This is a genomic window from Burkholderia sp. S171 (assembly GCF_009766085.1).
GTDB lineage: Bacteria > Pseudomonadota > Gammaproteobacteria > Burkholderiales > Burkholderiaceae > Caballeronia.
Genome location: NZ_LMUF01000064.1, coordinates 130176 through 142438, shown reverse-complemented (window position 1 = coordinate 142438; position 12263 = coordinate 130176). Strand labels below are relative to the sequence as shown.

Below are 12263 nucleotides of genomic sequence, written 5' to 3'. Positions count from 1 at the left end.
GAGATCATGATCGTTCATCCGCTTGTCACCCACGGTTAGAAGGAACGGCCAGATGTTTTCACACATCCATGTAGGCGTCACCGACTTTGAGCGCGCGTTCCGTTTCTACTCGCCGATCATGGAAGCGCTCAGGCTGCCATTAAAATTTCGCGACGATGACAAACCATGGGCCGGCTGGGTCGCGGCCGACGCACCGCGTCCGTTATTCCTGATCGGGACGCCGTTCGATGGAAGCACTGCCAGCCCCGGCAACGGACAGATGATTGCTCTTCTTGCGCACGACCGCGACGCCGTCGATCGTTGCCACGCTATCGCACTGGCGAACGGCGGCATGTGCGATGGGCCGCCGGGCTTGCGGCCGCACTATCACCCGCATTACTACGGTGCGTATTTTCGTGACCCGGATGGAAACAAGATCTGCGTGTGCTGCCACGATCCCGCGTGAGCGGATATCGATCCGAAAATTTTAAACAGACTCAGGCCACCGGTAACCCAGCACCGACTCCAACGGGTACGCAAGCTCGCGCACTTCTCCAAGCTGATTACCGCCGAACAGATAAATGGTGTCGGCGTCTCGGCGGAGATAAAAGCCGGCGTGCCCTTTCCAGCTAGCGGGATCGTCGCGCGACAAGATGACGACGCAACCATAGGCGGGTTCATCGAGAGCCCTGCCCCACTCAAGCCACGAACGCGCGAGCGCGGACCCGGTGCCACGCTGGCCGGTATTCGCCAAGCACCAGTTCAGGAAGGACGAGCACCACGAGATTTTGTCGTCGTAGCCCACCAGATTGGTATGCGCGTTGTATTCGACAATACGCGGATTACTCTCTCCCGGACCGAAGCGCCGCACGCCGCGCTCAGCGAATGCAAGGGACAACCATGCGGGTTCAGCTATGTCACTAGTCATACTGACGATCATTCTCCGCTAGGGGTTACTGCAACGTGCGCTTCATCAGCCGGCCCGTTCGCATTCTAACCACCCCTCTGCGACACATTCTGCCGCATTGATCCTCCGCCAACGCTTTGCCCCGCGTCACGGGCGACCTTGAAGTAGCCCCATACAGAAAGCAGCGTCAGCAATCCGGCGAACAGAAATGCAAGCCGGAAGTCGTCGAGCGTAAAGTGCATGCCTCCAACACTAGCCGTCTCGCCGTTAATCAGCGCGGCGGCTCTCAAGGCGACGGCGCCAAAGGCAATGCCTAGCCCTATCGTCATCTGCGCAGCCGCACTCCATAGCGTGCTCGCGGCGCTCATTTGCGGGGCACCCACGTCGGCATAAGCAAGCGTTGCCAGCAACGAAAACTGCATGGAGCGCGCCACGCCATAGACAAATACCACGATCAACACCCATCCAAGCGGCGACAAAGGCGTAAGGAGGCCGCATACGATCGTAAATACGCCCGCTGTCGCCACGGCGACAATGGAGACATACCTGAAGCCGAAACGCCGCAGAATTCGCGTGGTCAGCGCTTTCATTCCAAGATTGCCCAGCGCACTGGCAAGCAGCAACAGACCCGACTTGAAAGCAGAAAGACCAAAGCCAATCTGAAACAGCAACGGCATTAAGTAAGGCACGGCGCCAATGCCGATGCGCGTCAGCGAACCGGTCAGGACCGTTACTGAATAGGTGGGAATCTTCAGCGTTGTAAAATCGATCAGCGGATGCGGATGACCCGCCGCATAGCGAACCGCGGCAAGGCCAATCACCAAGCCGGCCAGGACTACACCCCCGGCAATCCATGGATTGCTGCCGGGCTGGCTGGCCAGTTCGGCGCCGTAGAGAATGGCGGTCAGGGCTGCGCCGCTAAGCACAAGACCTAGCACATCCAAAGGCTTGCGCTCGGCGCCGCGCAGGTTCGGGACAAGCATGGCGACCGCTACCAGCGCACAGATTCCGAACGGTACATTCAACAGGAAAATCCAGCGCCATGTCGCGTACGTGGTGATGAAACCGCCAACGGGCGGCCCGATCACCGGAGCGGCAATAGCAGGCCAGGTGATGGTGGAGATAGCCTGCATGAGGCGGCTTTTCTCCGTGCTGCGGACCACGATGAGTCGCCCTACCGGCACCATCATTGCGCCGCCGGCTCCCTGCAGCAAACGCGCCGCCGTGAATTCCGCAACCGAGTTCGACAAGCCGCATAACACCGACGCAATCACGAACACAACGATCGCACTAAAGAACACGGTCCGTGACCCTACGCGGTCCGCTACCCAACCGCTAACCGGAATAAAGATCGCTAGCGCCAGCATGTAGGCGGTCATCCCGATGCTTAGTGCATTCGGGCCGACACCAAACGAATGGGCCATCTGCGGCAACGCAGTTGCGATAACCGTGGTATCCAGATACTCCATGAAGAACGTTCCCGCGACTATGTAAGGCAGCCAGCGAGCGGCAGAGGATGTTGGCAACGAACTGTTGCTCATCGAGAATTCCAGGTTGAGCGGCGACGTCGCCTTGAGCGACGCGCGGGAGTTGAGATTGACGCTTTTGCAGCGCCGATAGATCCAGCAATTACGTATGGCCTTGCGCAAGATGCACGCTCGGATACGCGTGAGCCCGCTTGGCATTATCGCGTAACACTTAGCGCCATGTCATCGGTCCATGCGCCGTGATCGACTAGCCGGCATCACGGCGAATCGATCCTTGCATTACCGAAAGCTTCACAGCGAAGGGTGTTTGCAGAGTGATCCGCACTAACGAATTTCATGACGCACTGCACGATCACCGCGTCTTGACAGAGAAGGTCGCCATGAAGAATAGTGTGTCCACAAAATGAATAATATATCCACAATATGGACAAGGAGCTAGCTCATGGCAGATCCGAAACCTGCGGCGGACGCAATGACGCCGTATCAGCTTCCATTTCCTAAAGAAGCGGCTAAGGAGATCGTGGTTGAATCGGCAATCCCTAAAGACGAACGCCTTTGGGTCCCTCAAGCTGAAAACGTCTGGTTCCGCCCGCTGTGCCTGAATGTCTCGACCGGGTACTGGATGAATCTGCTGCGCGTGCGCAAATCCGGCGTGCTAAGCCGGCACCGGCATCCGCAAGCGGTGCATGGCATGGTACTCAAGGGCCGCTGGCGTTATCTGGAACACGATTGGGAAGCCACCGAGGGCAGCTATGTTTTCGAGCCGCCGGGCGAAACGCACACGCTCTATGTGCCTGAGGACGTGGAGGAAATGATCACCTACTTCCAGGTCAACGGCGTGATGTTCTATTGCGATCCTTATGGCAATTACACCGGCTACGAAGACGTTTTCACCAAGGTCGACATGTGCCGCAAGCACTTTTCATCGGTAGGACTTGGAGAAGATTTCGTCGACCAGTTTATTCGTTAGGCCATGCATCCGTTAAGGCTGAGCAAAACTTAACTGCCGAAGTACCTTCCACGCAGACTCTCAACGAGCACCGGAGGAGACACCATGTTGCAGAAATCACCGCGCCTCAAGCGCATTCAGGTGGTCGCGATCACGTTCCTGACACTGGCTGGGATCGTGAATTATCTCGACCGGAGCACGCTTTCCATAGCGAATCATTCGGTCAGCCAGGAACTCGGGCTGTCTGCGTCGCAGATGGGCTTGCTGCTGTCCGCTTTCTCTTTCGCCTATGCGTTTTCGCAGCTACCCATCGGCATTCTGCTTGATCGTTTCGGCGCACGCGTGATGCTCGGCCTCGGCATGTTCGTGTGGTCAGCCGCGCAATTGTGCGGTGGTCTCGTGACGAGCCTGCCGCAGTTCCTGGTCGCGCGGGTCGCGCTTGGAATTGGCGAGGCGCCGAATTTTCCCGCCGGTGCAAAGGTGGTCAGCGAATGGTTCGGTGTGCGTGAGCGCGGCCGGCCGACAGGTATCTTCATCACGTCCTCGACCATTGGACCCGCTCTTGCACCGCCCGTCCTCACCATGCTCCTGCTGGCCTTCGGCTGGCGCACGATGTTTATCGTCATGGGCGTGCTTGGTATTGCCGTGTCGATTGGCTGGTACCTCGTTTACCGTGACCGCCGCAACCTCTCTCTCGATTCTCAAGAAGTGGCGTTCCTGACCGAAGGAGAACCGGAGCAGCGTGCCGAACGCCGCATGACCATGCGTGAATGGCGTGGGTTGTTCAGCAAGTCGACCACATGGGGCATGATCTTCGGCAACATGGGCGTGATCTACATGGTGTGGCTTTATCTCACCTGGCTGCCCGCATACCTTGAGCATGAACGCCACCTGACAATCGCGCATACGGGCTGGCTCGTGTCAATTCCCTACCTCTTCGGCACGCTTGGAATGCTGTCCAGCGGATTCGTAGCCGATGGCCTGATGGCGCGCGGCATGGCGCCTATCAGAAGCCGTAAGTGGCCGATCTGCGTCGGCTTGCTGGGCGCTGCGCTCTTCACGGTACCGGCGGCGTTCACCCCGAACCTGACGCTTGCGATGGTCTATCTCTCCGCCGCCATGTATTTCGTCAACATGGCGAGCGGCGCGTGCTGGGCACTGGCAACCGTCGCGGCGCCTCGTCACATGGTGGCATCGCTGGGCAGCATTCAAAACTTCGGCGGGTATTTCGGCGGTTCATTTGCCCCGTTTATCACGGGCATCGTGGTGGATAAAACGCACTCCTTCGTCAACGCGTTCCTGATCAGCGCGGGCGTCGCATTCGCCGCAGCGCTGGTTTATATATTCGTAGTACGGACGAAAATAGAAGATAGTGAGACCGTTGTTTCAAAGGTTCCGCTGTCCGACCTTCCCTGACCGGCCATGACTTTCCAAACCGATCTTTTCAAAGGTAAGACCGCCGTTGTAACGGGCGGCACTCAGGGCATTGGCGCCGGCATCGCTCAATGCTTCGCCGCGCTCGGCGCGCGGGTCCTCGCTGCGGGCCTCGCGCCGACCGATGCCCAACGCGAGGCGCTAGGCTCCGTCATAGAGGTCATCGAACTCGACGTCAGCGACGACGCCAGCGTAGCCGCGCTGATAGCGCGGACCGACTCTATCGACATGCTTGTCAATTGCGCAGGCATGATCCGGCGTGGCGATGAACTGGCTATCGACGTATTCGAGCGCGTGATCGCCGTCAATCTTAGCGGCACAATGCGTGTCTGCGCCGCGGCACGCGAGCGGTTGAAGGCTAGCGAGGGATCGATAGTCAACACAGCGTCAATGCTGAGTTTTTTCGGTGGCGGCCTCGTACCCGCTTATAGCGCAAGCAAGGGGGGCGTGGTGCAGTTGACCAAGTCGCTAGCCATTGCGTATGCAGCGGACAACATTCGCGTTAACGCGGTCGCGCCCGGCTGGATTGCTACGCCGCTTACGCAAGCGCTGCAGGATAGCGACGATCGTTCGCAAGCAATCCTTGATCGCACACCAATGAAACGATGGGGTCAGCCCCACGACGTCGCGCAAGTGGTGGCGTTTCTTTGCTCGCCCGCAGCGGCGTTCATGACCGGTGCCGTAGTCCCCGTCGATGGCGGCTATTTGGTTGTGTAGCGGGCGTTGACTATAATCACCGGCTCCTCAATCACTGCTTTTCAACGCCGCCGGTACACGGCCAAGTTCCCCGGGGACGCCATGCCAAAACCGCTTAAGCCCGCCATCGGCCAGTCCAATTCGCAGCCCCTGCCAGACGATGCCAAGCCAACCGGCACCGCCGCGTTCTCCAAGTTCCTGGTGGTGCTTCAGTGCATCGCCGACGCACCAGCGCCACCCGGCATCGCCCAACTAACCGCTGCATCGAACTTTCCACGACCAACGGTTTACCGCATTGTCGGAGCCTTGATTGCGGAGGGCATGGTGGTCGAAACGCCACGAAGTGGCAGCTATTCGCTAGGCCCTCGTTTGTTATCCCTGGCAAGCCGGAGCTGGGAGCGCTCCGACCTGCGCGTGGCCGCCAGCGAGGCGCTGCAGACCTTGCGTGACCGTACCCAGGAAACCGTTCACCTGGCGGTGCGGAGCGGCTCTGAGATGGTCTACATCGAGAAACTAGAAAGTCCGCATGCGGTGCGCATGGCGTCGCGAATAGGCACCCGTGTCACGCTGTATTCGAGTTCCGTCGGCAAAGCCTATTTGTCTTCGCTCAAGCGCCCGGATCGCGACGCGCTACTTGCGACCCTGAACTTCCAGCGCTTTACGCCGAATACGATCATTGAACGCGCAGCACTCGATACCGAGCTCAATGCGACCCAGGCTCGCGGTTACGCGGAAGATCGCGAAGAAAACGAGGAGCAGATCTTTTGCTACGGCAGCGCGATCCTGGGAGCACATGGCGAGCCTCTCGCATGCATCAGCATCAGCATTCCCCTATATAGGAAAAGCGCGACACCGCTGGAAACCTATATCGCGCCATTGAAGGACGCTTGTCGCGCGATTGCCGAAGGGGTCGGGCCGGGGTCCCGCTAGGAAAAAGATTCATGTTCGGGCTCACGATATAGCTTACCTAAGAAGCCGGTGCCGACGCTTAGTGCGAGTCGCTCAAAAAATTATTCACCAACCGACACGATATTATCCGAGCGAGCCTCTCTCCCTAAACGGACACACCATGATCACTTGCTACCTTCGCTACATTATCGACCCGTCCAAACTTAAAGAATTTGAAGCCTACGGAAAGATGTGGATTCCATTGGTCGAGAAATTCGGCGGCCAGCATCATGGCTACTTCCTGCCGTCGGAGGGCGCGAACAATGTCGCGCTGGCGCTGTTTTCGTTTCCGAGCCTGTCAACCTACGAAGGCTACCGTCAACAATCGCAACTTGACCCGGAATGCCAGACAGCATTCAAATATGCGGAAGAAACGCAGTGCATTGTCAGTTACGAGCGCAGCTTCTTTCGTCCCGTCTTCAGTTAACCGCTGACTGAAAATGGGAAAAGCCGGCAGGACTTCCCCGGCTTATCAAAACTTCCCGCCAAGCACACCGCTAAGGTGCAGCCTTTGAGCCAATCATGCCCAAGGCCGCATTCATCCGCTTAGCGGTTCACTTAGAAGCGAGCACGCAAGCCAATGGTTGCAGCAACCTGGCTATTGGTCGACGAGGCGCTCAAGCCGTTGATGTTGGCGGTCAGGCCCGAATCACCCGTACCGTTCACGTGCTGATACACGCCCTGCAGATAAACGTCAGTACGCTTGGACAGCGCGTACGCCGTCTGCAGGGTTACCTGGTTGTATTTCGGGCTTACCCCATCCAGGCTCGCATTGGTGAACGTGTAGGCTCCCGACAGCGTCCACGCAGGTGTGAAGTTGTAGCGGCCGTTCACCTCATAATTGGTGAAGCGCGCGCCGCCACCTGCCAAGGCAATGCCGTTTGTCGTGCCGGAGGCCGATGCGCCAATACCCGTCAAGTCGCTCAACTGAGTCTGCGAGAACACGAAGCCGACATTCGCTGCGCCGAACGTGTAGTTGACGCCCCCGCCGTAGGTGCGTTGACGGCCCGCTGCGAACGTAGCATCAGTGTTCACTGCGCCGGAGGAGTTCAACGTGGAGCCCGCGCTGTTGAGCTGCATGTAGCTAGCTGCGGCGGTCAAAGGACCATAGTTATATGACGCACCAATGCTGTATGCGCGGTTGTCCGAGAATCCACCCGCGTCGTTCGAAAAACCATACAGGCCACCGAACTTGAAGCCGCCGTAGTTGACGCTCTGGTACTTGACCGAGTTGTCGATGCGGAACGAATTGTCGAGGTTGTCGTTGTCGAACGGGTGGGCCGCTTGCGTGCCGCCGAACTGCGTGCCCGTGAGCGCGAGCGGGCCGACGTAATCGACCATTGAGTCGTACTGCCGGCCGAGGGTAATAGCGCCTGCCTGATCACTCGACAAACCGACGAACGCCTGACGACCAAACTCCAGGCCGTTCTGGCCTAACTTGCCGGTATCGATATTAAAGCCGTTTTCCAACGTGAAGATGGCCTTGAGACCGCCGCCCAGGTCTTCGGAGCCACGCAGGCCCCAACGGCTGCCGTTGACCTGACCGCTGGTTGCCTGGACGTTCTTGCTGCCGCCCTGGTTGTTTGTGTAAGTGATGCCTGCGTCGATCAGACCATAGAGGGTCACGCTGTTCTGAGCGTGTGCCGCTCCGGCGAAGGTGCCAAAGACACCGAGAGCAAGAAGGGATTTCTTCATTTCAATTTCTCCGAAAATACGATTGAGCAACGCGGTCTGCCTGGCCCACTGTCAAGGGTTGTAAACACCGCGAAACTCGTCAGATAAACGTGCATTGCTGCGCGTACTGATCGACGTCGCCGTGCGTCGATCAGACCGGCACCATTAAACAGCAGCGTCTTGCGAGGGCTGTTGGCAACCGACAACAAGCATCGTTACCAAGCGTTGCAGTTGGCCAAAACCGTAACGCAATGGTTTGCGCTTAACAGGGCGCTCAAGCAAATGCCGTGGACCGGCAAAGCGCTCTCTGGAAAGGCCTGCGCGGGTGTTTCCGTGCAACGACCGGCAAGACGCGGGACGCAGTCAATCATCCGACGCGTACCCTGCGGTCATGAAGGGGAACATTCTGGAACAATTGGGTAACGCATAAAACGCGGCTAAGGCGCGCTTGATGCAAGGGAAGAAACGTCATCGCTGCGTGGATGCGCGCTAACGTTCGTAGCGTGCAACAGCATAATCGTTCTACAGTTAAACCAATATGAAACATACGTATGGGATCGTCATGAAGCCGCTCGTCCCTAGCTTCGCTAGTTAAGTTAAGCCAAGCCGCGCTCATTCCTCACCTAGCATTTCACTGTGTCTCTAAGAACGCACTCTGTACCCGTCACGCGTGCCGCCTTGAGCGCCTTTCTCTCGTGAAAAAGAGAGACATGCAGCATCCGGCAAACCCGGCCAGAGGCTTTAACCACAAGCCTGAGCGAGCCATCCCCCTGCCCCGCACTTCCAAGCTGCTTCGCTGACCAGCCGATACACCCCCTATTTCAAGTGAGAAAAGCGGTAACGAAGCCGTAACGCACCGCGTCATATAGCGAGCTACTTTAGTGACTCGTCTAGCGACTTGCACGCGAGGGCAGCAAACCATGATGAAACACATTCTTTCCGCACAAGTTCTTGCAGCGGTTCTGCGAGCCAGTTCAACGCCGTTGTTTTCGGAAAAACTCGTTGCCATGTCAGCGGGCCGGCAACGCGCGGCTTTCTTCCGCGATAGCGCCACCAGCGCCGACTCTTTGCGGCGAAGCAGCGCTTGCTGACGTCCAGGAAACTCCAACGTCCGCCTGAAGGAAACAACGGAGATTCCGGTCATTTTTGAATCCGTCCGCAACCGAACCGCAAGGTAGCCAGTCTTCTACAAGGCCGCTGCCTGCCCCTTCAATACCTTACACAATAAATAAGGATTACATAATATGCCATTAGTGAAAGAAAATATCGCCCCCCAGCGCAGCCCGGTTCCGGCTGAAGGGGTCGAAAGGAACGACCCGCCCGAACCCGTGCGGGTTGCTTCCATCGAGCGCATCGAGCTGGAACCCGACGGCCAACATATGGTGGTGCATTGCGACCGGTCGACCCTGACGTTCCATTACTCGGTGTTTCGCGAACTGCTCGCCGTCCTTCCCGCCGCGATCATGCAGTCGGAGCGAATGCTTCAGCGAACACCGCACATCAACTTTGCGATGGGCTGCGAAGGATGGGAGCTCGGCGCGATCGATAACGGCAAAAGCCTGGTCCTTACGTTTCGGCTGCAAGGCGGGGCCGACATTTCCTTTTGTCTTCCCCGGGAGCAGATCCCTCCCATGGTCGATGCGCTGATAGCAGCGGCACGGCTGGTTCAGATTCCAACCCACGCGAGCGGCCCCTTGCAGTAACTGGCCAGTACAACGCAGTTCCTTAGCAGCCGATAGACGCAAGTCCAGGCCAGGCACGGCACCGATCACGTCCGATACGACGCGGATAACAACGCAACACATCCGGGCCGATATGCTCGTCAAGTACATTAAATGAAATTCAATTTCCGAACCTTCCGAACGTTCCAAACGCTACGCAACCTAGGCAACTTACGCGCCGCTCACTCAGCCGTTGCCCTCGCATTGAACGTGTTCCTTGCGCCGAGCGTCTATGCGGCGACCAGCAGTTTTGTCATCAAGGACATTCAGATAGAGGGCCTGAAGCGCATTGAGTCTAGCTCGGTCTTCGCTTACGTCCCGCTCAAGCGAGGCGACGTCTTCTCGGACGACAAAGCGTCGGAGACCCTTCGCGCTCTCTACGCAACCGGCTTCTTCGACGATGTTCAGGTCGAGACGCGAGGTGACGTGGTCGTCGTGAAAGTACAGGAGCGCGCTGCCGTCTCGTCAATCGACTTTGCCGGTATCCACGAGTTCGACAAGGACAACCTCACCAAAGCGCTGCATTCAGTCGGCCTGTCGCAAGGCAGCACGTACGACAAGGCGCTTGTCAGCAAAGCCGAACAGGAACTGAAGCGCCAGTACCTGACGCGAGGTTATTACGCTGCGGAGGTGACCACGACGGTCACGCCGATCGACCGCAACCGGGTGTCCATTCTGTTCTCGGTAGCGGAAGGTCCGAGCGCGAAAATTCGTCAGATCAACTTCATGGGTAATCACATTGCGAGCTCCTCGACGCTACTCGACGAAATGCAGTTATCGACCCCTAACTGGTTCTCCTGGTACACAAAGAACGACCTCTACGCGAAGGACAAGCTCACGGGGGATCTGGAAAAGGTGCGCTCGTATTACCTGAACCGCGGATATCTGGAGTTCAACATCGACTCAACGCAAGTGTCGATCTCGCCCGACAAGAAGGATATGTACCTGACCGTCACTATTCACGAGGGCGAGCCGTACACCATTTCGAGCATCCGGCTTGGCGGCAACCTGCTCGATCGCAACGCCGAACTGCAAAAGCTTGTATCGATTCGCGCGGGCGAGCGTTTCTCGGCCGAAAAACTGCAAGCCACGACCCAGGGACTGGTAGACAAGCTGGGGGAGTATGGCTACGCGTTCGCGCAGGTCAATGCCCAGCCGGAAATTGACCAGGTTCATCATACGGTCGCGTTGACGTTGCAGGTTGACCCGGGACGACGCGTGTATGTACGCCGGGTGAACATTGAAGGCAACACGCGGACGCGCGACGAGGTGATACGTCGTGAAATGCGCCAGATTGAAAGCTCATGGTTCGACAGCAGCCGCCTGAAGCTTTCGAAGGAACGGATTGATCGGCTGGGCTACTTTACCAACACCGATGTAACCACGGTGCCGGTGCCGGGCACCGCCGATGAGGTCGACATAGATGTGAAGGTGGAAGAGAAACCAACGGGCGCGATCACGCTGGGCGCAGGCTATGACTCAAGCGACAAGGTCGTGCTGTCCGCCGGCGTGTCGCAGGACAACGTGTTCGGCTCGGGGACCACACTGGCCGTCAACGTCAATACAGCGCAGACGTACCGGACCTTGTCGGTGACGCAAACCGATCCCTACTTTACGATCGATGGCATCAAGCGCATTACCGACATGTATTACAGAACCACATACCCGCTCTACAACTTCAGCGACACGAGTTTTCGAATTACATCGATTGGCGCGGATATGAAGTTCGGCATACCGTTCTCCGAATCCGACGTGGTTTATTTTGGTGCCGGCTTCGAGCAGGACCGGTTCAACACGGACTCGTCAACGCCACAAAGCTACCTGGACTATGTTGCTGAGTTCGGTCGCGTGGTGAACAACGTTCCGGTAACAGTCGGCTGGTCGCACGACGCACGCGACAGTGCGCTGATACCCAGCAAAGGCTATTTCCTCCAGGCCAACGGCGAGTTGGGCACACCAGCGGGAAATACCCAGTACTACAAATCAGATGTTCAGGCTCAATACTATTACACGCCCGCCCGAGGTTTCATTTTCGGCATGAATTTCCAGGCAGGCTATGGCCACGGAATAAGCGGCGACGCTTATCCGATCTTCAAGAACTACTACGGCGGCGGTATTGGCTCGGTGCGGGGCTACGAGTCCGGCTCACTCGGACCGCGCGACGCCACGACCGGCGACCCGATCGGCGGATCGAAGATGATTGTCGGCAATATAGAAATGACCTTCCCGCTGCCGGGTACCGGGTACGACCGGACTCTGCGTGTGTTTACGTTCGTCGATGGTGGCAATGTCTGGGGCGACGAAGGCAGCAGCGTGGGCGCCAACGGCCTGCGTTACAGCTATGGTGCGGGACTTGAGTGGATTTCCCCAATCGGCCCCCTCAAGCTGGACTTCGGTTTGCCGATCGTGCGGCACGCAGGAGACCAATACCAGAAGTTCCAGTTCCAGATCGGCACGTCGTTCTAATC

11 protein-coding genes are annotated in these 12263 nt (G+C 57.8%); 8 read left to right on the top strand and 3 right to left on the bottom strand.

The annotated features are described in order from the left end of the window. Positions 1 to 52 precede the first annotated feature (52 nt). Complete coding sequence (locus GSQ93_RS35515; RefSeq protein WP_158940694.1) at positions 53 to 445, top strand: VOC family protein; 393 nt, start codon at positions 53 to 55, stop codon at positions 443 to 445. A gap of 21 nt (positions 446 to 466) precedes the next feature. On the opposite strand, the gene GSQ93_RS35510 is transcribed toward GSQ93_RS35515, so the two are convergent. Then, the gene (locus GSQ93_RS35510; protein ID WP_158940693.1) at positions 467 to 907 is read right to left on the bottom strand and encodes a TIGR02594 family protein; all 441 of its coding nucleotides are present in this window, start codon (positions 905 to 907) and stop codon (positions 467 to 469) included. Between the two features lie 65 nt (positions 908 to 972). Beyond that, entirely contained in the window at positions 973 to 2427 is a 1455-nt protein-coding gene (locus tag GSQ93_RS35505; protein ID WP_158940691.1) for an MFS transporter, read from the bottom strand. Positions 2428 to 2815: 388 nt separating this feature from the next. Between GSQ93_RS35505 and GSQ93_RS35500 the strand changes: the two genes are divergently transcribed. The 5 genes from GSQ93_RS35500 (at position 2816) to GSQ93_RS35480 (ending at position 6827) form a co-directional block, all read left to right on the top strand. After that, the gene (locus tag GSQ93_RS35500; protein WP_158940689.1) at positions 2816 to 3343 is read left to right on the top strand and encodes a 2,4'-dihydroxyacetophenone dioxygenase family protein; all 528 of its coding nucleotides are present in this window, start codon (positions 2816 to 2818) and stop codon (positions 3341 to 3343) included. Between the two features lie 84 nt (positions 3344 to 3427). After that, a complete protein-coding gene (locus GSQ93_RS35495; RefSeq protein WP_158940687.1) occupies positions 3428 to 4738 on the top strand; it encodes an MFS transporter in 1311 nt (436 codons plus the stop codon). Positions 4739 to 4744: 6 nt separating this feature from the next. After that, a complete protein-coding gene (locus GSQ93_RS35490) occupies positions 4745 to 5473 on the top strand; it encodes an SDR family NAD(P)-dependent oxidoreductase (protein WP_158940685.1) in 729 nt (242 codons plus the stop codon). A gap of 81 nt (positions 5474 to 5554) precedes the next feature. Next, entirely contained in the window at positions 5555 to 6382 is an 828-nt protein-coding gene (locus tag GSQ93_RS35485; protein WP_158940683.1) for an IclR family transcriptional regulator, read from the top strand. Between the two features lie 139 nt (positions 6383 to 6521). After that, positions 6522 to 6827 carry an NIPSNAP family protein gene (locus GSQ93_RS35480; RefSeq protein WP_158940682.1) on the top strand — a complete coding sequence of 102 codons (306 nt, stop codon included), beginning with the start codon at positions 6522 to 6524 and terminating at the stop codon, positions 6825 to 6827. A 131-nt stretch (positions 6828 to 6958) separates the two neighbouring features. Here the strand turns inward: GSQ93_RS35480 and GSQ93_RS35475 are convergent, their stop codons facing one another. Then, a complete protein-coding gene (locus GSQ93_RS35475; RefSeq protein ID WP_158940680.1) occupies positions 6959 to 8095 on the bottom strand; it encodes a porin in 1137 nt (378 codons plus the stop codon). Positions 8096 to 9327: 1232 nt separating this feature from the next. On the opposite strand from GSQ93_RS35475, the gene GSQ93_RS35470 reads away from it, so the two are divergent. Further along, positions 9328 to 9777 carry a hypothetical protein gene (locus GSQ93_RS35470; RefSeq protein ID WP_158940678.1) on the top strand — a complete coding sequence of 150 codons (450 nt, stop codon included), beginning with the start codon at positions 9328 to 9330 and terminating at the stop codon, positions 9775 to 9777. Between the two features lie 132 nt (positions 9778 to 9909). Further along, positions 9910 to 12261, top strand: coding sequence for an outer membrane protein assembly factor BamA (bamA, locus tag GSQ93_RS35465; RefSeq protein ID WP_158940676.1), 2352 nt, complete (start codon positions 9910 to 9912; stop codon positions 12259 to 12261). Positions 12262 to 12263: the final 2 nt, after the last annotated feature.